Consider the following 23,553-nt stretch of genomic DNA (forward strand, 5'->3'; position numbering starts at 1 on the left):
CGCGCTCGCGGAATTGCCATGGGGAAACGTCGCCGCATCGCAGGCCGCCCGACAAATGATTACAATGTGTGCCCGCAACAGCGTGGCCGGCGTTTCCTGTCGGCATGTTTCGGGCCGGAGGGCAGTGCGCCAGCCGGATAACCAGGCAAGTCTTGTGGGACCGAGATCAATCGCATGTTCAACGCCATCGAGCACACTCATCCGCCCCAGTCGCCCGCCGGCCGCAAGCCCGGCTATCTTGGATTGTCGTTCCGGCAGTTGCTGCTGGCGGCTTTCCTGCTGATCGCCGCGCTCCTGAGCGGTACGTCCATCCACGCCCTCTTCACACTGGACCGCATGTCGGCCAACAGCCGCGAGACGGCGCGCCAGGCGGTGCAGCTGACCGAATCCGCCCAGCGGCTGGCCGAGCGCACCGTGGCCATGGAGCGCAGTGCGCGCCAGTACCTGGTGCTGGATGACCGCGCTTTCCATGATCGTTTCAACGAGGCGCGCGAGCAGGCGCGCCAGGCTTTGGGTGAATTGTCGGATTCGCTGCCGATGGCCCCGCGCGACCTGTTCAGCCAGTGGGGCGTGTATGTGGATGAAGCCGCCGGCGTGCTGGAGGCGGAGTCGCGCAAGGACAAGGGCGAGCAGGCCAAGCTGTTCCAGGACTTTGCGCGCCTGCCCGCGCTCAATGAACGCATCGCGCTGGAGAGCCGACGCGAGGTGGATCGCCGCAACAATGCTTTATCGGCGGCGCTGGAGCAGCAGCGCCAGCTGCTCACCGCCCAGGTGGTGGGGGCCATCGTGTTGGCGGTCTTGCTGGCGTTCTGCTTCGGACTCTGGCTGTCGCGTCCGATGGCACGGCTGGAGCAGGCCATTGGCCGGCTGGGCGACAATCGCTTCGACCAGCCCATCGACGTGCGCGGCCCGGCCGACATCCGCCGCCTGGGCCAGCAGCTGGACTGGCTGCGCCAACGGCTGGCGGATCTGGAGGCGGAGAAGTCGCGCTTCCTGCGCCATGTCTCCCATGAATTGAAGACCCCGCTGGCGGCGCTGTGCGAAGGCGCGGCCCTGCTGGATGACGGCGTGGCCGGGCAACTGACCGAGAACCAGCGCGAGATCGCTCGCATCCTGCGCCAGAATACCCAGTCGCTGCAGACCCAGATCGAGGATCTGCTGCGTTATAACGAAGTCTCCTTCGATGCCCAGCGTATCCATCCGGTGCCGGTGGACCTGCGCGCGCTGCTGCACAAGGTGATCGACGACCAGCGCCTGCAATGGCTGGCGCGCGAACTGAAGGTGGAAATCGAGGGTGCGGCCCGTACCGTGGTGGTCGATCCCGAGAAGATGGCCATCGTGCTGGCCAACCTGCTGTCCAATGCCGTGCGCTTCAGCCCGCAGGGCGGCTTCATCCGCTTCCTGCTGAGCGAGGCTCCGGGCATGGTGCGGGTGGAATGTCTGGACCAGGGGCCGGGCGTGGCACCGACCGATACCGCCCGCATCTTTGAACCCTTCTACCAGGGCTTGCATCAGCCCACCGGTGCCCGCCGTGGCAATGGCATCGGGCTGTCCGTGGTGCGCGAGTACGTACAGGCGCATAGCGGCAAGGTCTATCTGGTCCCGCGTGAGGGCGGGGCGCATTTCCGAATCGAGTTGCCTGATGAAAAATAAGATCCTGATCCTGGCTTGTTCCGTCGTGCTGGCCGCGTGTGTGGGACCGCAGCCGTCCGCACCGACGTCGACCGTCCAGCTCATCCAATCCTCCAGCAACATCGACGAACTGCTGGCCTACAACGCCCAACTGCGCAAGATGACGCCGGCCGAACTGGGCCGCGAGTTGCAGCGTGTCAATACCTATCCGGCCGGTCCGGCGACCAATGTGCGCCGCGCCATGGCCCTGTCTTTGACGCGCGACGCCATCGACCTGGCCAAGGCCGAAGCCCAGCTATGGAACGTCATGGCCGATCGCAGCGTCGAAGCGGAGAAGCTCAAGCCTCTGGTGCAGTTGCTGGTTGGACATTATTCCGACCTGCGCCGCGTGGCCGACGGTGCCGAGAAGTCCTCGGTGCAACTGAAGGAAGCGCAGCGCAAGGTCGATCAGCTCAACGACAAGCTGGAAGCGCTCAAGAACATCGAACGGACCCTGCCGGCTGGCGGCAAGTAATCTGCATCCCTGAAGACCCGGGGTGCCGCCATCCCGCCGGGGCCGTTCCCTTTACTGGAACTGGAGTCCCGATGGGAAAGACTGCCCCCCTGATGCTGGTCGACGATGATCCCGACCTGCTGCGATTGCTGACGCTGCGCCTGAACGCCAGCGGCTACCGCATCCTGGCCGTGGAAAGCGCCGAGGCCGCCCTGGCCCAGCTGGCCATTGCGCTGCCGGCGCTGGTGATCACCGACGTGCGTCTGCCCGGCATGGATGGGCTGGCGCTGTTTGCCGAGATCCGCAGCCGCTATCCGGCCTTGCCGGTGATCCTGCTCACCGCCCATGGCACCATTCCCGATGCCGTCGAGGCCACCACGCAGGGGGCCTTCGCCTATCTCACCAAGCCGTTTGATGGCCATGTCCTGCTGGACAAGGTGGCGCAGGCCCTGAGCCTGTCCGCGCCAGCCCAGGAGACGCCGGATGAAGCCTGGCGCGCCGACATCATCAGCCGCAGCCAGCGGGTCGATGAACTGTTGGCCGAGGCCCGGCTGGTGGCGGCCTCCGACGCCAGCATCCTCATCCGTGGCGACAGCGGTACCGGCAAGGAAGTGCTGGCCCGCGCCATTCATCGTGCCAGTCCACGTGCGGACAAGCCCTTCATTGCCGTCAATTGCGGTGCCATTCCCGAGCAGTTGCTGGAGTCCGAATTGTTCGGCCATGTGAAAGGCGCATTTACCGGCGCTGTAGAGCATCGTGAAGGTTTATTCCAGGCGGCGGAAGGCGGTACCCTGTTTCTCGATGAAATCGGGGATATGCCGCTGGCCTTGCAGGTCAAGCTGTTGCGCGTACTGCAGGAAAAGACCGTGCGGCAGGTGGGGGCCAACCAGGCTGCCGAGGTCGACGTACGGGTGATCTCGGCCACCCACCGCGACCTGGAGGTGGCCATGAATGAGGGGCACTTCCGGGCCGATCTGTATTACCGGCTCAATGTGGTCACGCTCAGCCTGCCGCCGCTGGAAGAGCGGCGTGAGGATATCGCGCTGCTGGCCAATCATTTCCTCAAGACCATCGCCGCGCGCTATCCCAAGCGCCTGACGGGCTTTGCCCCGGATGCGCTGGAAGTGCTCAGCCTGGCCCACTGGCCGGGCAATGTGCGCCAGCTCTATAACGTCGTGGAGCAGGTGTGCGCGTTGTCGACCGCGCCGCTGATCCCGGCGTCGCTGGTGCAGCGCGCATTGCGGGTGCCGACGCTGGATCTGCTGCGTTATGCAGAGGCCAAGCAGAAATTCGAGCGGGATTACCTCGTGCGGCTGCTGAAGCTGACGGATGGCAATGTCTCCGACGCAGCCCGGCTGGCCGACCGCAATCGAACCGAGTTTTACCGGCTGCTGCAGAAGAATGGACTGGATCCAAGGCGATTCCGGGGTGGCGAGGAGGCCGTCGTGATGGAGCGACAGGATGGAGTCGTTTGAAATCAAGGAGTTGCGCTTGTCGCTGCGACATGATGTCGGGTCCGGCCGACGGAAATGGTGGGTTTGCCGGCTCATCTTTGCTGCCGTACTGCTGAGTTCGCGCGATAAGTCACTGATGTCATTGAGGATAGCTTGGGGTGGCATGGCATTTGCGAACGAACAGACCAGAGTTGCCCGCCTCGGTGAAGGGAAGGGCAATGCCAGGTCCACCTCATTGAACAAGGAGAACTTCATGAAGACATCTTCACTTGCAGCACGACTGCTGGCCGCCGCCATGGTGATGGCCGCTGCCGCACCGGCAGTCCACGCGGCGGATTCCGCCAGCACCAATGCGCCCTCTGCGCAGAAGGCCGGAGCCTATATTGACGATTCCGTGATCACCGCCAAGGTGAAGGCGGCGCTGGTGGAAGACAAGCAGATCTCTTCCATGAAGATCAAGGTCAGCACCAAGGATGGCGTGGTCACCCTGAAGGGCTCCGTCCCGAGCGCCGAGCTGGGCCAGCATGCCTTGCAATTGGTCGCCGGGGTCGAGGGAGTGCGAGACGTGAAGAGCGACCTGACCGTGAAGGCGGGTTAAGCAGAGCCGCCTGGGTTTGCAGAAAATCCGGTAATTATTTGAATTATTTAGACCAGTAAAAAAGAATCCGGGCCGTCCCGCCAGGGATGGCCCGGATTCTTTTGGTTTTTTTCGGTCCTGGCCAGAATCTCCGAGGCCCAAGCTGGGTAAGGCTTTTCGGCGTACCGGACGGAGCCTGGCCCATATCCTTCTAAATTATTTTGAACTATTTTTCAAAAAGTACTTGCGCGCTGCCGGATGCGTTGCTATAGTTCGCCCCCTGCTGACGAACAAAACGATTCGCAGCGATGCAAACAGCGCCAGGCGCGTTTGCGACAGACAGATCTTTAAAAATTAACAGCCGATAAGCGTGGGCGTTTAATGAAGTGCGACAGAACTTCGGTTCTGGAAACTTTAAATATTAAATGCTCACAAGAAATATAGGTAAGTTCGCAAGAAATTACCTGTCAGTATTTTGAGAGAGCGATGCCCTTCGGGGTAGCCAGAAATGGCACAAAACAGAGATTAAACTAAAGAGTTTGATCCTGGCTCAGATTGAACGCTGGCGGCATGCCTTACACATGCAAGTCGAACGGCAGCATAGGAGCTTGCTCCTGATGGCGAGTGGCGAACGGGTGAGTAATATATCGGAACGTGCCCTAGAGTGGGGGATAACTAGTCGAAAGACTAGCTAATACCGCATACGATCTACGGATGAAAGTGGGGGATCGCAAGACCTCATGCTCCTGGAGCGGCCGATATCTGATTAGCTAGTTGGTGGGGTAAAAGCCTACCAAGGCAACGATCAGTAGCTGGTCTGAGAGGACGACCAGCCACACTGGGACTGAGACACGGCCCAGACTCCTACGGGAGGCAGCAGTGGGGAATTTTGGACAATGGGGCAACCCTGATCCAGCAATGCCGCGTGAGTGAAGAAGGCCTTCGGGTTGTAAAGCTCTTTTGTCAGGGAAGAAACGGTAGTAGCTAATATCTATTACTAATGACGGTACCTGAAGAATAAGCACCGGCTAACTACGTGCCAGCAGCCGCGGTAATACGTAGGGTGCAAGCGTTAATCGGAATTACTGGGCGTAAAGCGTGCGCAGGCGGTTGTGTAAGTCAGATGTGAAATCCCCGGGCTCAACCTGGGAATTGCATTTGAGACTGCACGGCTAGAGTGTGTCAGAGGGGGTAGAATTCCACGTGTAGCAGTGAAATGCGTAGATATGTGGAGGAATACCGATGGCGAAGGCAGCCCCCTGGGATAACACTGACGCTCATGCACGAAAGCGTGGGGAGCAAACAGGATTAGATACCCTGGTAGTCCACGCCCTAAACGATGTCTACTAGTTGTCGGGTCTTAATTGACTTGGTAACGCAGCTAACGCGTGAAGTAGACCGCCTGGGGAGTACGGTCGCAAGATTAAAACTCAAAGGAATTGACGGGGACCCGCACAAGCGGTGGATGATGTGGATTAATTCGATGCAACGCGAAAAACCTTACCTACCCTTGACATGGATGGAATCCCGAAGAGATTTGGGAGTGCTCGAAAGAGAACCATCACACAGGTGCTGCATGGCTGTCGTCAGCTCGTGTCGTGAGATGTTGGGTTAAGTCCCGCAACGAGCGCAACCCTTGTCATTAGTTGCTACGAAAGGGCACTCTAATGAGACTGCCGGTGACAAACCGGAGGAAGGTGGGGATGACGTCAAGTCCTCATGGCCCTTATGGGTAGGGCTTCACACGTCATACAATGGTACATACAGAGGGCCGCCAACCCGCGAGGGGGAGCTAATCCCAGAAAGTGTATCGTAGTCCGGATTGGAGTCTGCAACTCGACTCCATGAAGTTGGAATCGCTAGTAATCGCGGATCAGCATGTCGCGGTGAATACGTTCCCGGGTCTTGTACACACCGCCCGTCACACCATGGGAGCGGGTTTTACCAGAAGTGGGTAGCCTAACCGCAAGGAGGGCGCTCACCACGGTAGGATTCGTGACTGGGGTGAAGTCGTAACAAGGTAGCCGTATCGGAAGGTGCGGCTGGATCACCTCCTTTCTAGAGTGCACACGAAGTTAAGCGTCCACACTTATCGGCTGTAAATCAAGAACAGTTATTTGGTGAAGCGCGGTCCGTGACACAAGGTCACTGACTGGCTACTGATACTGATCCAAGCGGGTCTGTAGCTCAGCTGGTTAGAGCACCGTGTTGATAACGCGGGGGTCGTTGGTTCGAGCCCAACCAGACCCACCAAGGTTTCGGGGGTTTAGCTCAGCTGGGAGAGCACCTGCTTTGCAAGCAGGGGGTCGTCGGTTCGATCCCGTCAACCTCCACCAAGAAATGTCAAACCTAAGTCAGCGTCGCAAAACGCAAGACGTAGTGATTTAGGTTTGATCTTTTACGATCAATGGCTGTTTTTGTTCTTTAACAATCTGGAAGAAGTAAAGATTCATTTAAACGATCGCCAGGACTTCGGTTCTTGCGAAAGTAAAAATGGGTGTGATTGTATCAATCAAAGTATTACGAAGTGATCTTAGCAATTAGAAGACTTACTTTGGAATACGGCAAACGCTAAAACTCAACGCTTCATATAACGCTCTTGCAAAAGAGGCTAACGTTATAGGAACAAGCGAATAAGTGCACATGGTGGATGCCTTGGCGATTACAGGCGATGAAGGACGTAGTAGCTTGCGATAAGCTGCGGGGAGCTGGCAAACAAGCTTTGATCCGCAGATTTCCGAATGGGGAAACCCGGCCGTAAGGTCATCGTTATCTGAATACATAGGGTAACGAAGCGAACGTGGCGAACTGAAACATCTAAGTAGCTACAGGAAAAGAAATCAACCGAGATTCCCAAAGTAGTGGCGAGCGAAATGGGATCAGCCTGCAAGATTTAGCATCAACGATAGCAAAACGGAATGGAAAGTCCGGCCATAGTGGGTGATAGCCCCGTATGCGAAATCGATGGTGTGGAACTAGGCTTGCGACAAGTAGGGCGGGACACGTGAAATCCTGTCTGAACATGGGGGGACCATCCTCCAAGGCTAAATACTCGTAATCGACCGATAGTGAACCAGTACCGTGAGGGAAAGGCGAAAAGAACCCCGGAAGGGGAGTGAAATAGATCCTGAAACCGTGTGCATACAAACAGTAGGAGCCCTGTAAGGGGTGACTGCGTACCTTTTGTATAATGGGTCAGCGACTTACATTCAGTGGCAAGCTTAACCGAATAGGGAAGGCGCAGAGAAATCGAGTCCGAATAGGGCGTTCAGTCGCTGGGTGTAGACCCGAAACCAAGTGATCTATCCATGGCCAGGTTGAAGGTGCGGTAACACGCACTGGAGGACCGAACCCACTAATGTTGAAAAATTAGGGGATGAGCTGTGGATAGGGGTGAAAGGCTAAACAAACTTGGAAATAGCTGGTTCTCTCCGAAAACTATTTAGGTAGTGCCTCAAGTATCACCATCGGGGGTAGAGCACTGTTATGGCTAGGGGGTCATCGCGACTTACCAAACCATTGCAAACTCCGAATACCGATGAGTGCGAGCTTGGGAGACAGACGCCGGGTGCTAACGTCCGACGTCAAGAGGGAAACAACCCAGACCGCCAGCTAAGGTCCCAAAGATTGGCTAAGTGGAAAACGAAGTGGGAAGGCTAAAACAGTCAGGAGGTTGGCTTAGAAGCAGCCATCCTTTAAAGAAAGCGTAATAGCTCACTGATCGAGTCGTCCTGCGCGGAAGATGTAACGGGGCTAAGCCAGTCACCGAAGCTGCGGATATCCGCAAGGATATGGTAGGAGAGCGTTCTGTAAGCCTGTGAAGGTGTCTTGTAAAGGATGCTGGAGGTATCAGAAGTGCGAATGCTGACATGAGTAGCGATAATGCGGGTGAAAAGCCCGCACGCCGTAAGCCCAAGGTTTCCTGTTCAACGTTCATCGGAGCAGGGTGAGTCGGCCCCTAAGGCGAGGCAGAGATGCGTAGCTGATGGGAAGCAGGTTAATATTCCTGCACCGTCGTTAGATGCGATGGGGGGACGGATCGCGGAAGGTTGTCCGACTGTTGGAATAGTCGGTTTTTGCATCGAAGAAGGCTGTTAGGCAAATCCGGCAGCGTAATTCAAGGGTGTGAGACGAGCGAACTTGTTCGCGAAGCAATCGGAAGTGGTTCCAAGAAAAGCCTCTAAGCTTCAGTCTAACGAGACCGTACCGCAAACCGACACAGGTGGGCGAGATGAGTATTCTAAGGCGCTTGAGAGAACTCGGGAGAAGGAACTCGGCAAATTGGTACCGTAACTTCGGGATAAGGTACGCCCAAGTAGTTTGACTGGCCTGCGCCAGAAGGACAAAAGGGTTGCAATAAAATGGTGGCTGCGACTGTTTAATAAAAACACAGCACTCTGCAAACACGAAAGTGGACGTATAGGGTGTGACGCCTGCCCGGTGCTGGAAGATTAAATGATGGGGTGCAAGCTCTTGATTGAAGTCCCAGTAAACGGCGGCCGTAACTATAACGGTCCTAAGGTAGCGAAATTCCTTGTCGGGTAAGTTCCGACCTGCACGAATGGCGTAACGATGGCCACACTGTCTCCTCCCGAGACTCAGCGAAGTTGAAATGTTTGTGATGATGCAATCTACCCGCGGCTAGACGGAAAGACCCCATGAACCTTTACTGTAGCTTTGCATTGGACTTTGAACCAATCTGTGTAGGATAGGTGGGAGGCTTTGAAGCGTGGACGCTAGTCTGCGTGGAGCCGACCTTGAAATACCACCCTGGTTTGTTTGAGGTTCTAACCTTGGTCCGTTATCCGGATCGGGGACAGTGCATGGTAGGCAGTTTGACTGGGGCGGTCTCCTCCCAAAGTGTAACGGAGGAGTTCGAAGGTACGCTAGGTACGGTCGGACATCGTGCTAATAGTGCAATGGCATAAGCGTGCTTAACTGCGAGACTGACAAGTCGAGCAGGTACGAAAGTAGGACATAGTGATCCGGTGGTTCTGTATGGAAGGGCCATCGCTCAACGGATAAAAGGTACTCTGGGGATAACAGGCTGATTCCTCCCAAGAGTTCATATCGACGGGGGAGTTTGGCACCTCGATGTCGGCTCATCACATCCTGGGGCTGTAGCCGGTCCCAAGGGTATGGCTGTTCGCCATTTAAAGTGGTACGTGAGCTGGGTTTAAAACGTCGTGAGACAGTTTGGTCCCTATCTGCCGTGGGCGTTGGAAGTTTGAAGGGGGCTGCTCCTAGTACGAGAGGACCGGAGTGGACGAACCTCTGGTGTATCGGTTGTCACGCCAGTGGCATTGCCGAGTAGCTAAGTTCGGAAGAGATAACCGCTGAAAGCATCTAAGCGGGAAACTCGCCTTGAGATGAGACTTCCCGGGAACTAGATTCCCCTAAAGGGTCGTTCGAGACCAGGACGTTGATAGGTCAGGTGTGGAAGCGCAGTAATGCGTTAAGCTAACTGATACTAATTGCCCGTGCGGCTTGTTCCTATAACATTAGCTCTGTTATAGACAAGTTGAGCATATATTGTGTTTGCCCTAGTGCATCACACCCAAGAATCTACTAAATACTTCTTCCAGTTTGGGTTGGTTGCTGCTCCGTCGAGAGCAACTGACTTTACAAGTTATGCCTGATGACTATAGCAAGTTGGTACCACCCCTTCCCATCCCGAACAGGACCGTGAAACGACTTCGCGCCGATGATAGTGCTGCAACCAGTGTGAAAGTAGGTCATCGTCAGGCTTGTTACTCCCAAGAACCCTCGTTACGCAAGTAGCGAGGGTTTTTGCTTTTAAGTATACGTGTGAGACCCTGACGTATGAATGAGTCTTCACCGAGCTGGCCGGAACAACGGTGACCGCTGAAAAGCGAACCAGGTTGAACCGGAAAGCAAAGAGGCATGAAGCAGTGTGAAGTACGTTTTAAATGGAAGTAGTCAAAGCCGAAGTTAAGCGAGACGAAAAGATTTAAAACGAATCGCAAAAAAGTAGTTGACGCGATAAACAAACTGCTACATAATCTCGTTTCTCTGCTGCTGACGAACAAAACGATTCGCAGCGATGCAAACAGCGCCAAGCGCGTTTGCGACAGACAGATCTTTAAAAATTAACAGCCGATAAGCGTGGGCGTTTAATGAAGTGCGACAGAGCCTCGGTTCTGGAAACTTTAAATATTAAATGCTCACAAGAAATATAGGTAAGTTCGCAAGAAATTACCTGTCAGTATTTTGAGAGAGCGATGCCCTTCGGGGTAGCCAGAAATGGCACAAAACAGAGATTAAACTAAAGAGTTTGATCCTGGCTCAGATTGAACGCTGGCGGCATGCCTTACACATGCAAGTCGAACGGCAGCATAGGAGCTTGCTCCTGATGGCGAGTGGCGAACGGGTGAGTAATATATCGGAACGTGCCCTAGAGTGGGGGATAACTAGTCGAAAGACTAGCTAATACCGCATACGATCTACGGATGAAAGTGGGGGATCGCAAGACCTCATGCTCCTGGAGCGGCCGATATCTGATTAGCTAGTTGGTGGGGTAAAAGCCTACCAAGGCAACGATCAGTAGCTGGTCTGAGAGGACGACCAGCCACACTGGGACTGAGACACGGCCCAGACTCCTACGGGAGGCAGCAGTGGGGAATTTTGGACAATGGGGGCAACCCTGATCCAGCAATGCCGCGTGAGTGAAGAAGGCCTTCGGGTTGTAAAGCTCTTTTGTCAGGGAAGAAACGGTAGTAGCTAATATCTATTACTAATGACGGTACCTGAAGAATAAGCACCGGCTAACTACGTGCCAGCAGCCGCGGTAATACGTAGGGTGCAAGCGTTAATCGGAATTACTGGGCGTAAAGCGTGCGCAGGCGGTTGTGTAAGTCAGATGTGAAATCCCCGGGCTCAACCTGGGAATTGCATTTGAGACTGCACGGCTAGAGTGTGTCAGAGGGGGTAGATTCCACGTGTAGCAGTGAAATGCGTAGATATGTGGAGGAATACCGATGGCGAAGGCAGCCCCCTGGGATAACACTGACGCTCATGCACGAAAGCGTGGGGAGCAAACAGGATTAGATACCCTGGTAGTCCACGCCCTAAACGATGTCTACTAGTTGTCGGGTCTTAATTGACTTGGTAACGCAGCTAACGCGTGAAGTAGACCGCCTGGGGAGTACGGTCGCAAGATTAAAACTCAAAGGAATTGACGGGGACCCGCACAAGCGGTGGATGATGTGGATTAATTCGATGCAACGCGAAAAACCTTACCTACCCTTGACATGGATGGAATCCCGAAGAGATTTGGGAGTGCTCGAAAGAGAACCATCACACAGGTGCTGCATGGCTGTCGTCAGCTCGTGTCGTGAGATGTTGGGTTAAGTCCCGCAACGAGCGCAACCCTTGTCATTAGTTGCTACGAAAGGGCACTCTAATGAGACTGCCGGTGACAAACCGGAGGAAGGTGGGGATGACGTCAAGTCCTCATGGCCCTTATGGGTAGGGCTTCACACGTCATACAATGGTACATACAGAGGGCCGCCAACCCGCGAGGGGGAGCTAATCCCAGAAAGTGTATCGTAGTCCGGATTGGAGTCTGCAACTCGACTCCATGAAGTTGGAATCGCTAGTAATCGCGGATCAGCATGTCGCGGTGAATACGTTCCCGGGTCTTGTACACACCGCCCGTCACACCATGGGAGCGGGTTTTACCAGAAGTGGGTAGCCTAACCGCAAGGAGGGCGCTCACCACGGTAGGATTCGTGACTGGGGTGAAGTCGTAACAAGGTAGCCGTATCGGAAGGTGCGGCTGGATCACCTCCTTTCTAGAGTGCACACGAAGTTAAGCGTCCACACTTATCGGCTGTAAATCAAGAACAGTTATTTGGTGAAGCGCGGTCCGTGACACAAGGTCACTGACTGGCTACTGATACTGATCCAAGCGGGTCTGTAGCTCAGCTGGTTAGAGCACCGTGTTGATAACGCGGGGGTCGTTGGTTCGAGCCCAACCAGACCCACCAAGGTTTCGGGGTTTAGCTCAGCTGGGAGAGCACCTGCTTTGCAAGCAGGGGTCGTCGGTTCGATCCCGTCAACCTCCACCAAGAAATGTCAAACCTAAGTCAGCGTCGCAAAACGCAAGACGTAGTGATTTAGGTTTGATCTTTTACGATCAATGGCTGTTTTTGTTCTTTAACAATCTGGAAGAAGTAAAGATTCATTTAAACGATCGCCAGGACTTCGGTTCTTGCGAAAGTAAAAATGGGTGTGATTGTATCAATCAAAGTATTACGAAGTGATCTTAGCAATTAGAAGACTTACTTTGGAATACGGCAAACGCTAAAACTCAACGCTTCATATAACGCTCTTGCAAAAGAGGCTAACGTTATAGGAACAAGCGAATAAGTGCACATGGTGGATGCCTTGGCGATTACAGGCGATGAAGGACGTAGTAGCTTGCGATAAGCTGCGGGGAGCTGGCAAACAAGCTTTGATCCGCAGATTTCCGAATGGGGAAACCCGGCCGTAAGGTCATCGTTATCTGAATACATAGGGTAACGAAGCGAACGTGGCGAACTGAAACATCTAAGTAGCTACAGGAAAAGAAATCAACCGAGATTCCCAAAGTAGTGGCGAGCGAAATGGGATCAGCCTGCAAGATTTAGCATCAACGATAGCAAAACGGAATGGAAAGTCCGGCCATAGTGGGTGATAGCCCCGTATGCGAAATCGATGGTGTGGAACTAGGCTTGCGACAAGTAGGGCGGGACACGTGAAATCCTGTCTGAACATGGGGGGACCATCCTCCAAGGCTAAATACTCGTAATCGACCGATAGTGAACCAGTACCGTGAGGGAAAGGCGAAAAGAACCCCGGAAGGGGAGTGAAATAGATCCTGAAACCGTGTGCATACAAACAGTAGGAGCCCTGTAAGGGGTGACTGCGTACCTTTTGTATAATGGGTCAGCGACTTACATTCAGTGGCAAGCTTAACCGAATAGGGAAGGCGCAGAGAAATCGAGTCCGAATAGGGCGTTCAGTCGCTGGGTGTAGACCCGAAACCAAGTGATCTATCCATGGCCAGGTTGAAGGTGCGGTAACACGCACTGGAGGACCGAACCCACTAATGTTGAAAAATTAGGGGATGAGCTGTGGATAGGGGTGAAAGGCTAAACAAACTTGGAAATAGCTGGTTCTCTCCGAAAACTATTTAGGTAGTGCCTCAAGTATCACCATCGGGGGTAGAGCACTGTTATGGCTAGGGGGTCATCGCGACTTACCAAACCATTGCAAACTCCGAATACCGATGAGTGCGAGCTTGGGAGACAGACGCCGGGTGCTAACGTCCGACGTCAAGAGGGAAACAACCCAGACCGCCAGCTAAGGTCCCAAAGATTGGCTAAGTGGAAAACGAAGTGGGAAGGCTAAAACAGTCAGGAGGTTGGCTTAGAAGCAGCCATCCTTTAAAGAAAGCGTAATAGCTCACTGATCGAGTCGTCCTGCGCGGAAGATGTAACGGGGCTAAGCCAGTCACCGAAGCTGCGGATATCCGCAAGGATATGGTAGGAGAGCGTTCTGTAAGCCTGTGAAGGTGTCTTGTAAAGGATGCTGGAGGTATCAGAAGTGCGAATGCTGACATGAGTAGCGATAATGCGGGTGAAAAGCCCGCACGCCGTAAGCCCAAGGTTTCCTGTTCAACGTTCATCGGAGCAGGGTGAGTCGGCCCCTAAGGCGAGGCAGAGATGCGTAGCTGATGGGAAGCAGGTTAATATTCCTGCACCGTCGTTAGATGCGATGGGGGGACGGATCGCGGAAGGTTGTCCGACTGTTGGAATAGTCGGTTTTTGCATCGAAGAAGGCTGTTAGGCAAATCCGGCAGCGTAATTCAAGGGTGTGAGACGAGCGAACTTGTTCGCGAAGCAATCGGAAGTGGTTCCAAGAAAAGCCTCTAAGCTTCAGTCTAACGAGACCGTACCGCAAACCGACACAGGTGGGCGAGATGAGTATTCTAAGGCGCTTGAGAGAACTCGGGAGAAGGAACTCGGCAAATTGGTACCGTAACTTCGGGATAAGGTACGCCCAAGTAGTTTGACTGGCCTGCGCCAGAAGGACAAAAGGGTTGCAATAAAATGGTGGCTGCGACTGTTTAATAAAAACACAGCACTCTGCAAACACGAAAGTGGACGTATAGGGTGTGACGCCTGCCCGGTGCTGGAAGATTAAATGATGGGGTGCAAGCTCTTGATTGAAGTCCCAGTAAACGGCGGCCGTAACTATAACGGTCCTAAGGTAGCGAAATTCCTTGTCGGGTAAGTTCCGACCTGCACGAATGGCGTAACGATGGCCACACTGTCTCCTCCCGAGACTCAGCGAAGTTGAAATGTTTGTGATGATGCAATCTACCCGCGGCTAGACGGAAAGACCCCATGAACCTTTACTGTAGCTTTGCATTGGACTTTGAACCAATCTGTGTAGGATAGGTGGGAGGCTTTGAAGCGTGGACGCTAGTCTGCGTGGAGCCGACCTTGAAATACCACCCTGGTTTGTTTGAGGTTCTAACCTTGGTCCGTTATCCGGATCGGGGACAGTGCATGGTAGGCAGTTTGACTGGGGCGGTCTCCTCCCAAAGTGTAACGGAGGAGTTCGAAGGTACGCTAGGTACGGTCGGACATCGTGCTAATAGTGCAATGGCATAAGCGTGCTTAACTGCGAGACTGACAAGTCGAGCAGGTACGAAAGTAGGACATAGTGATCCGGTGGTTCTGTATGGAAGGGCCATCGCTCAACGGATAAAAGGTACTCTGGGGATAACAGGCTGATTCCTCCCAAGAGTTCATATCGACGGGGGAGTTTGGCACCTCGATGTCGGCTCATCACATCCTGGGGCTGTAGCCGGTCCCAAGGGTATGGCTGTTCGCCATTTAAAGTGGTACGTGAGCTGGGTTTAAAACGTCGTGAGACAGTTTGGTCCCTATCTGCCGTGGGCGTTGGAAGTTTGAAGGGGGCTGCTCCTAGTACGAGAGGACCGGAGTGGACGAACCTCTGGTGTATCGGTTGTCACGCCAGTGGCATTGCCGAGTAGCTAAGTTCGGAAGAGATAACCGCTGAAAGCATCTAAGCGGGAAACTCGCCTTGAGATGAGACTTCCCGGGAACTCAGATTCCCCTAAAGGGTCGTTCGAGACCAGGACGTTGATAGGTCAGGTGTGGAAGCGCAGTAATGCGTTAAGCTAACTGATACTAATTGCCCGTGCGGCTTGTTCCTATAACATTAGCTCTGTTATAGACAAGTTGAGCATATATTGTGTTTGCCCTAGTGCATCACACCCAAGAATCTACTAAATACTTCTTCCAGTTTGGGTTGGTTGCTGCTCCGTCGAGAGCAACTGACTTTACAAGTTATGCCTGATGACTATAGCAAGTTGGTACCACCCCTTCCCATCCCGAACAGGACCGTGAAACGACTTCGCGCCGATGATAGTGCTGCAACCAGTGTGAAAGTAGGTCATCGTCAGGCTTGTTACTCCCAAGAACCCTCGTTACGCAAGTAGCGAGGGTTTTTGCTTTGTGCGCTCGGTTTTCATTTGGTCGGCAGGCGAAGTAAATCCCTGTGTGGCCAGAGGTTCCGATGCTGTCCTCTCGGCTTGGAAGCCATGAAACGCGCCAGGCTGTTGATTGATGCAGATGGCCTGGCGTATCTTCGGCTCAGCTCAGTCCGCCGCACTGAAAAAACAGCGCCTTGCTTCATCTTTTCCACAGGCGCTCTCTACGCATCGTCCGCATATCGGGCCGTCCTGCCCTCCTTCTTCATATCACCTCCGAACCGCCCAACACCGCGCGCGGTTTGTCTTTTCCACAGGCCAGCAACAGGAAAAGCCAGCTTATGTTTTCCACAGGGCCAACTTCTCTTGAACTGGCCGTGGATGAATTGTCCACAGCGATCCTGCTGGGTGACGTCTTGCGCTTCTCAAGTCAACGTCATTCCGTTGCAGAACAAGGTAATGGATCATTTTCCAAGTTTCCTGGAGTATTAGAGACATTGACCTGCGTCGGTAATTTGTAGCCAGTCAGGCAGTGAGTCGGTTGTCGATCATATTCGATTCCAGCCAGGCTCGACGGACCGTAGCTGGAGGTTGGTACTGATGTGCGCTATGCGGCCTGCGCTCGTTGTAGAACTGACGCCATCTTTCAATCAGCACTTTTGCCTCTGCCCGGCTGCGGAACCACTCCCGGTTAAGCAGTTCGTCACGCAGTTTGCCATTGAAGCTTTCTACAAATCCGTTCTGCCATGGACTGCCTGGCGCAATGAAGGCTGGGCCAACGGAGGCATCCCGCAGCCAGCGCATGACCTTGGCCGCTGTGAACTCGGCTCCATTGTCCGACCGAACGTAGGCTGGCTTTCCATGTAACCGCATCAGTCGCGAGAGCGTCAGGATGACATCCTGGGAGCGCAAACTGGCAGCAACTTCGATGGCCAGGCATTCCCTGGTGTATTCATCGATCACGCACAGCATCTTCAATGAGCGTCCATCCACCATCTGGTCATGAACAAAGTCGTAGCTCCAGACCGAATTGGGCTTGGTTGCTCCAGGTAGCCGAATGTCGTTGCCGCATCGACGCCTGCGAGGGCGCTTTCGTGGAATGCCCAGTTTTAGCGCGCTCCAGAGCCGTCGCACTCGGGACTCGCCCAATGCCAGCCAGGCAGACATACGCCGATAGCCGAATCGAGGGACCTCTTGCGATGCCGCGATCAGCTGCTGCGTCAGGCTCCGATCCTTTTCAGGTTGTAGCAACTGATAACCCGCTACCCGCCGGCTCAGTTCCAGATAACGACATGCCTTGCGTTGCGACAGCCCCCGACGAGTAAGGACTTCCAGCGCTTCGCGCCGGCCCGCGGAGGTCATCATTTTTTTCGGCTTAACTCCTTCAAGCCATCAATCACCAGCAACTGTTCCGCCACCATGCGTTTGAGCTTGTCATTCTCGGATTCAAGATCTCTGAGCCGCCGCGCGTCCGAGACATCCATACCGCCAAACTTGTTTCTCCAGCGGTAAAAGGTCTGCTCAGTAATGTTGTGGCGCTTGCACAGATCTACCGTCGCAATCTCCTTGCTCTCTGCTTCTCGCAAGATGCTGATGATCTGTTCGTCCGTAAATCGCTTCTTCATTGAGTTCTCCTTGGCGTTAGCATAAAGAACTCACTTAGCCGGTGGCTACAAAATTCGTCTCAGGTCAACATAACCCAACACCAAAAGAAAAGCCGGCAAAGCCGGCTTTTCTAACAAATGAGTGATGACACCATCTCCGTGGGAAACCAATCAACTTATCCCCAATTCCGCCACGGATGCGACGCAAGCTACTTTGTCCACAACCTGAACTAAGTGGAAACAGTGTACAAAAACTTATACACAGGCATTCGAGGCGTCCCGCCCATGCTGTGCTGAGTGACGAACGAGACCGACAAAAAACTAAGTTTTCCACACCCTCCACATTCTTGCCACACCAGCCTCACCCCGCAACAGATCTGAAATGCACCAGTGCATCCAAGCCGTCAAGCGCCCCCTCCTTGCTGATCCGATTGCGCAAGCTGATGGTTGCCTGCATCGAATCGACAATCTCTCCGCAGATGGTCAGACCCAAGCCTCCGGCTGATGAGACATTGGAAGAAAATGCCTTGAACACGTTCTCCATCGCCTGGTCATCGATCCCCTCTCCGCTATCCCAGATCAGCAACTCCGCCACATCTTCCCGAGCACTGATGCGAATGCCCAGCTTCCCATGCACAGGCGTATGCCGGATCGCGTTATGCAGCAGATTGGAAATCAGCTCCCCGATCATCCACGGATGACCCATCACGAGGATCTTCTCCCCCTCCAGCTCGAAGTCCAGATCCTTCTCCGCAATCAGCGGCGACAGATCCACTGCCGTCTCGCGCGCCAGCATGCCCAGGTCACACACCTCCTGCGCCCCGCGACCGCGAATCTGCTCGACCTTAGCCAATGACAGCAATTGATTGGCCAGCGTTGTGGCCCGCTCGACCGTACCCGACATCTCCTGCCAGATCACCGGTGCCGGCGCATCGCCCCGCAAGCCCGACTGCAACTGTGTTTTGAGCACGGCCAATGGCGTACGCAACTGATGCGAGGCATTGGCCACGAAACGTTGCTGATGATCCAGCAGCCGCCGCAAGCGCGCCATCAACTGATTCAAGGCATCGATGAACGGTTGCAATTCACGTGGCGCCATCGGCGGCGCCACCGGTGAGAGATCATCCGCCGGCCGCTCATCAAGCTGCCGCCGCAAGGCATCCACCGGTTGCAACGCACGCCGCACCACATACAAGGTCACCGACACGATCACCACCAGCAAGGCCGCCTGCCGGATCAGCGTCTCCCAGAAAATCTTGCGCGCCAGCGCACTGCGGTTCTCCATCGTCTCGGCTACCTGCACCAGTGCGGCGCCGCGCGGATCATTGGTCACCACCGGCTGGAACAGCGCTGCCACCCTGACCGGCACGCCGTTATAGGTATCTTCGTAGATATGCGCCAGGGCCGGATAGATGGCTTCCTTGTCCGCCTTCCCCTTGTAGGAAGGCAGATCCTGATCGCCCTCGAAGAACTTGCCGTCCAGGCCATTGATGCGATAAATCATGCGGCTCGAATAATCGGCCTCATAAATTTCCAGCGCCGCATAAGGCAGCGAAGCCTTGAGCTCGCCATTCTCGATGCGCAGCAGATCGCCAATCGAATGCACCGAGGCAATCAGCATCCGGTCATAAGCGGTATTGACCGACTCCAGTGTATTGCGATAAAGCGAGAAGGAATCGATGACGATGAACAGGGCAATCGGCGAAATGATCCACGCCAACAGATAGGCGCGCACCGACCGACGCCGCGAAAACAGATGTGCCACGTCCTCAGCCCTCGCCACCTTGCTGCTGCCGATCCCGCAGCAGATAGCCCAGCCCGCGCAGGGTCATGATCTCGGCACCGGTCTCCATGAGTTTCTTGCGCACCCGGTGCACCACCACTTCGATGGCTTCGAGCTGCGTGTTCTCCTCCATCGGAAAAACCAGCCTGAACAATTTCTCCTTGGTCACCGCATGTCCCGGCTTGGCGATCAATGCCTTCAACAGCGTATGCTCGCGCGGAGTCAATTCCAGCGGCTCATCGTCACAATAGAACGCCCCCGATGCCCGATCAAAGCGCAAGTGCCCGCAGCGCTGCCCACCGTCATCGGCATTGGTCCGCCGCCGCAGCAGCGCGCGAATACGCGCATCGAGCTCATCCAGATCAAAGGGCTTGGCCAGGTAATCATCGGCACCGGCATTGAGGCCCACTACGCGATCGCCCACCGCGCCGCGCGCGGTCAGCACGATCACCGGGGTACCGATGTCCTGCGAGCGGATGCGCTGCAGCAGGTGCAGCCCGTCCAGTCCGGGAATATTGAGATCGAGCACCACCAGGTCGCCGATCCCGTCCTTGATGTGCGAGAGCGCACTGATGCCATCGCCGCAATGCGTGACCTGAAAGCCGCGCCGCTCCAGCGCGCGCACCAGGGCGCGCGACATGTCGATGTCATCCTCTACCAGCAGGATATGCATGATCTCCCGTGTCGTTATCGTTGTGCAGCCGCCTTTATACCGCCAATCCACGCGGGGCGCGAGCCCCGGCTCCGCACGCTTTGAAAGCAGATTGAAAGCCACTGGAAAGGCAGCTGACAGGAAACCCCCTCCTCGGCGGCATCGCCCCATGGCAAAAGCCGTCCCCCTCGCCTACACTCCCGCACATCGCCGGCCACGCACTGATCAACACCGCCGTCGCGACCGGCACCAAGACCAAAACCATCTCCAGGAGACAGCATGACCCCACGTCTGATCAAGACCCTGTTGGCACTCGCCCTGGCCGCTCCGGCCATCGCCTTCGCCCAGGACACCTGCAGCAATCGCGGCGACCTCGACCAGCAATACTGCGACGCCAATCACGACCTGACCGCCGACACCCCCACCGATCCCAAGAAGCTGAAGAACCCCAATACCCTGGTCTTCACCTTCACCCCGGTGGAAGATCCGGCCGTCTACGACAAGATCTTCAAGCCCTTCACCGACTACCTGTCGCAATGTACCGCCAAGAAGGTGGTCTTCTTCCAGGTGCAATCCAACGCCGCTGAAATCGAAGCCATGCGCTCGGGCCGCCTGCACGTCGGCGGCTTCTCGCCGGGACCGACCAACTTCGCCGTCAACATCGCCGGTGCCGTGCCGTTTGCCGTCATCGGTGACGCCAAGGGTTATCAGGGTTATACCCTCAACGTGATCGTGCGCAAGGACAGCCCGATCCAGAAGATGACCGACCTCAAGGGCAAGAAGGTCGCCCACACCGCGCCTTCGTCGAACTCCGGCCACATGGCCCCGATGGCCTTGTTCCCCAAGCTGGGCGTGACGCCGGACAAGGACTACAAGGTCATCTTCTCCGGCAAGCATGACCAGTCCATCCTGGGCGTGAACTCGGGTGACTACGATGCTGCCGCCGTGGCCTCCGACGTGTTTGACCGCATGGTGGAGCGTGGCGTCATCAAGGCCGAGAACTTCCGCGTCATCTGGCACAGCGAGAAATTCCCGACCCAGGACTTCGCCTATGCGCATGACCTGGAGCCCAACTTCCGCGACAAGATGCTCAAGTGCTTCTACGACTATCGCTTCACCGATGAGCTCAAGAAGGCCTTCGCCGGTTCCGATCGCTTCTACCCGATCAACTACAAGAAGGACTTCGAGATGGTGCGCTTCGTCGCCCAGTCCGCCGGTGAATCCTTCAACCGTGCCGCCTACGACAAGCAGAACGCCGGCAAGAAGTAAGCATCACCGCAAGGCATCCGTGACCTCCGGTCCGGATGCCGCAAGACGATTCCATCCAGCACAAGCAACACGGCCCCTGCCCATCGGCAGGGGCTGCGGCCCCTCGCATCCCGCAGTCCGCCGCGCACCACCAGAAACATCACCAGAGAAAGCGTCTCCCATGTCACACGCCATCGAAATCCAGGGCCTGGTCAAGGAATACAAGCCCGGTCATCCCATCCTCAAAGGCATCGACCTGAAGATTGGCGACGCCGGCCTGATCGCCATCATCGGCCCTTCCGGCACCGGCAAGTCCACCCTGATCCGCTGCATCAACCGTCTGGTCGATCCCAGCCGTGGTGCGATCTGGTTCGAGGGCGAAGGCAAGCGCGTGAACCTGGCCGAACTGCGCGGCCGCGCCCTGCGCGAACAGCGCCGCCACATCGGCATGGTGTTCCAGGAATACAACCTGGTGGAACGCCTTTCCGTGATGGAGAACCTGTTGTGCGGAAGACTGGGTTACGTCAATGCCTTCACCGCCTGGCGCCGCAACTTCGCCAAGGAAGACATCGCGCACGCGTTTGAATTGCTAGATACCGTGGGCCTGGGCAACTTCGCCAACCAGCGGGCTGACGCGCTCTCCGGTGGCCAGCGCCAGCGCGTGGGCATTGCCCGTGCCCTGATGCAGCGCCCGCGCCTGCTGCTGGCCGATGAACCGACGTCCTCGCTGGACCCCAAGACCTCCTTCGAGATCATCTCGCTGCTCAAGGAACAGGGCCGCGCCCAGAAGATCCCGGTCATCGTCAACATCCACGACGTGGAACTGGCCAAGCGCTATGCCGACCGCATCATCGGCATGTCCGGCGGCCACGTGGTCTACGACGGCAATGCAGAGAACCTGTCGGATGACTTCCTCAAACAGATCTACGGCGGCGAGGACTGGCTGGCATGACGACCTCCTCCACTTCCTCCACGCCCCGCGTGAGCCTGGCCTTCAAGCCGCAACTGGCCACCCGCGTGGTGATCTGGCTGATCGCCCTGTATGCGATCTACGCAGCCACGCAACTGGGTTTCTCGTGGGAGCGTTTCTCTTCGGGCCTCGGCAATGGCGCCAAGTTCCTGGGCCGCATGTTTCCGCCCGATCTCTCCAAGGGCGACATTCTCTGGGGCGGCATCAAGGAGACGCTGCAGATTGCCGTGCTGGCGTCGCTGTTTGGCATCCTGTTCTCGCTGCCCATCGGCCTGATGGGCGCACGCAACCTGATGCCCTCCTGGATCTCCTGGCCTGCACGCGCGCTGGTGTCGGTATGCCGCTCGCTGCATCCGGTGATCGTGGCCATCCTGTTCGTCAAGGCCGTGGGCTTTGGCGCGCTGGCCGGTGTGCTGGCACTGATCGTGGCGTCCATCGGCTTCATCGGCAAGCTCTTTGCCGAAGCCATTGAAGAGATCTCCATCAAACAGGTCGAAGCCATCCGCGCCACCGGTGCCTCCTTCATGAACGTGATCCTCTTCGGCGTGCTGCCACAGGTGATGTCGCGCTTCGTCGGTTTCTCGACCTACCAGCTCGACTCCAACCTGCGCAACTCGACCATGGTCGGCATCGTCGGTGCGGGCGGCGTGGGCGGCGTGCTGTTCTCCGCCTTCCAGCGCTTCGATTACGACTTCGTGCTCACCATCCTGGTCACCATCATCACCATCATCGTCGTCGGCGAACTGCTGGCCAATTCGGTCAAGAAGGTTTTCAATGTCTGATACCGTCCTCCCCCGCCCCGCTGCCGCGCTCAACCCGGCCGAGCGCGAATGGCAGCGCCATACGCCCCTGCAGCGCATCCTGCGTTTCACCGTGTGGCTGGTCATCGCCCTGGCCGTGGTGCAATCGCTGCGCTACATCGAGATCATCCCCGAGTTCCTCTACGATGCGCCCGAGCAGATGAGCGACATGCTCGCCCGCATGTGGCCCATCGACTGGGCCTACTTCAGCAGCGACGTCCAGGCCGGACTGATCGAGACCTTGCACATCGCTACGCTCGGTACCCTGCTCTCCATCGTGCTGGCCATTCCCTTTGGCCTGCTGGTGGCGCCCAACCTGACCCGCCATCGCGGCCTGAACCTGTTCGCCCGCATCGTGCTGGTGGCCAGCCGCTCGGTCAATTCGCTGGTGTGGGCGCTGCTGTTCCTGGCCATCTTCGGACCCGGTCCGCTGGCGGGCACGCTGGCCATCGCTTTCCGCTCGATCGGCTTCGTCGGCAAGATGGCCGGCGAGACCATCGAGCAGATGCCGCGCGGCCCCATCGAGGCGCTGCAGGCGTCGGGCGCGAGCAAGTTCTCCGAGATCTGGTATGGCTACTGGCCGCAATTGAAGCCCGCCTTCATGTCCATCGTGCTGCTGCGCTGGGACATCAACGTGCGTGAATCCGCCGTGCTGGGCATCGTCGGTGCCGGTGGCGTGGGCATGGTGCTCGATACCGCGTTGAACCTGTTCCAGTGGCCGCGCGTGGCGACGGTGCTGGTTTCCATCTTCGCCATCGTGATCGTGACCGAAGTGGTGGTCACGCAAATCCGCAAGCGCATACTCTGACCGGG

11 protein-coding genes, 3 tRNA genes and 6 rRNA genes are annotated in these 23,553 nt (G+C 56.2%); 17 read left to right on the forward strand and 3 right to left on the reverse strand.

What is annotated here, in order from left to right:
• Positions 1–174 precede the first annotated feature (174 nt).
• The 13 genes from ACWHXP_RS20875 to rrf (ACWHXP_RS20935) all read left to right on the forward strand — a co-directional run bounded on the left by ACWHXP_RS20875 (position 175) and on the right by rrf (ACWHXP_RS20935) (position 15,658).
• Positions 175–1,653, forward strand: a complete 1,479-nt coding sequence (locus ACWHXP_RS20875) for a HAMP domain-containing sensor histidine kinase (protein ID WP_134137708.1) — start codon at positions 175–177, stop codon at positions 1,651–1,653.
• The gene (locus tag ACWHXP_RS20880; protein WP_034339018.1) at positions 1,643–2,146 is read left to right on the forward strand and encodes a hypothetical protein; all 504 of its coding nucleotides are present in this window, start codon (positions 1,643–1,645) and stop codon (positions 2,144–2,146) included. Before ACWHXP_RS20875 ends, ACWHXP_RS20880 begins: the two co-directional genes overlap by 11 nt.
• 71 nt (positions 2,147–2,217) lie before the next feature.
• Entirely contained in the window at positions 2,218–3,600 is a 1,383-nt protein-coding gene (locus ACWHXP_RS20885) for a sigma 54-interacting transcriptional regulator (RefSeq protein WP_489624224.1), read from the forward strand.
• A gap of 232 nt (positions 3,601–3,832) precedes the next feature.
• Positions 3,833–4,177, forward strand: coding sequence for a BON domain-containing protein (locus tag ACWHXP_RS20890; protein WP_121037519.1), 345 nt, complete (start codon positions 3,833–3,835; stop codon positions 4,175–4,177).
• A gap of 506 nt (positions 4,178–4,683) precedes the next feature.
• Positions 4,684–6,214, forward strand: a 16S ribosomal RNA gene (locus ACWHXP_RS20895).
• Positions 6,215–6,332: 118 nt separating this feature from the next.
• A tRNA-Ile gene (locus ACWHXP_RS20900) sits at positions 6,333–6,409 on the forward strand.
• Positions 6,410–6,416: 7 nt separating this feature from the next.
• Positions 6,417–6,492, forward strand: a tRNA-Ala gene (locus ACWHXP_RS20905).
• A gap of 287 nt (positions 6,493–6,779) precedes the next feature.
• Positions 6,780–9,651: ribosomal RNA gene (locus ACWHXP_RS20910) — 23S ribosomal RNA — on the forward strand.
• 139 nt (positions 9,652–9,790) lie between these two features.
• Positions 9,791–9,903 (forward strand): 5S ribosomal RNA (gene rrf, locus ACWHXP_RS20915).
• Between the two features lie 536 nt (positions 9,904–10,439).
• Positions 10,440–11,970 (forward strand): 16S ribosomal RNA (locus ACWHXP_RS20920).
• A gap of 118 nt (positions 11,971–12,088) precedes the next feature.
• Positions 12,089–12,165: transfer RNA gene (locus ACWHXP_RS20925), tRNA-Ile, on the forward strand.
• A gap of 368 nt (positions 12,166–12,533) precedes the next feature.
• Positions 12,534–15,406 (forward strand): 23S ribosomal RNA (locus ACWHXP_RS20930).
• Positions 15,407–15,545: 139 nt separating this feature from the next.
• Positions 15,546–15,658, forward strand: a 5S ribosomal RNA gene (gene rrf, locus ACWHXP_RS20935).
• The 16S, 23S and 5S rRNA genes sit together here with 3 tRNA genes alongside, the layout of an rRNA operon.
• 550 nt (positions 15,659–16,208) lie before the next feature.
• Here the strand turns inward: rrf (ACWHXP_RS20935) and ACWHXP_RS20940 are convergent.
• The 3 genes from ACWHXP_RS20940 to ACWHXP_RS20950 form a co-directional block, all read right to left on the reverse strand.
• Positions 16,209–17,308, reverse strand: a protein-coding gene (locus ACWHXP_RS20940; protein ID WP_489634019.1) for an IS3 family transposase whose coding sequence is annotated in 2 segments (ribosomal slippage) — positions 16,209–17,056 and positions 17,056–17,308 — 1,101 coding nt in all. Because the reading frame shifts where the segments join, the coding sequence is not laid out codon by codon here.
• Positions 17,309–17,648: 340 nt separating this feature from the next.
• Positions 17,649–19,052, reverse strand: coding sequence for a sensor histidine kinase (locus ACWHXP_RS20945; protein WP_489624223.1), 1,404 nt, complete (start codon positions 19,050–19,052; stop codon positions 17,649–17,651).
• 4 nt (positions 19,053–19,056) lie between these two features.
• Complete coding sequence (locus tag ACWHXP_RS20950; protein ID WP_489635134.1) at positions 19,057–19,743, reverse strand: response regulator; 687 nt, start codon at positions 19,741–19,743, stop codon at positions 19,057–19,059.
• A gap of 258 nt (positions 19,744–20,001) precedes the next feature.
• On the opposite strand from ACWHXP_RS20950, the gene phnD reads away from it, so the two are divergent.
• From phnD to phnE (ACWHXP_RS20970), 4 genes are all read left to right on the forward strand, one after another.
• Positions 20,002–20,991: a phosphate/phosphite/phosphonate ABC transporter substrate-binding protein gene (phnD, locus tag ACWHXP_RS20955; RefSeq protein WP_088755403.1), complete on the forward strand. Its 990-nt coding sequence runs from the start codon at positions 20,002–20,004 to the stop codon at positions 20,989–20,991.
• A gap of 160 nt (positions 20,992–21,151) precedes the next feature.
• Positions 21,152–21,922 (forward strand): phosphonate ABC transporter ATP-binding protein, encoded by a 771-nt coding sequence (gene phnC, locus ACWHXP_RS20960; protein ID WP_013236645.1) that lies wholly within the window; start codon positions 21,152–21,154, stop codon positions 21,920–21,922.
• Complete coding sequence (gene phnE, locus ACWHXP_RS20965; protein WP_121041338.1) at positions 21,919–22,722, forward strand: phosphonate ABC transporter, permease protein PhnE; 804 nt, start codon at positions 21,919–21,921, stop codon at positions 22,720–22,722. Before phnC ends, phnE (ACWHXP_RS20965) begins: the two co-directional genes overlap by 4 nt.
• Positions 22,715–23,548, forward strand: a complete 834-nt coding sequence (phnE, locus tag ACWHXP_RS20970; RefSeq protein ID WP_034339830.1) for a phosphonate ABC transporter, permease protein PhnE — start codon at positions 22,715–22,717, stop codon at positions 23,546–23,548. The genes phnE (ACWHXP_RS20965) and phnE (ACWHXP_RS20970) overlap by 8 nt, the downstream gene beginning before the upstream one ends.
• The last annotated feature ends 5 nt before the right edge of the window (positions 23,549–23,553 follow it).

The organism is Herbaspirillum sp. Her2 (genome assembly GCF_057961375.1).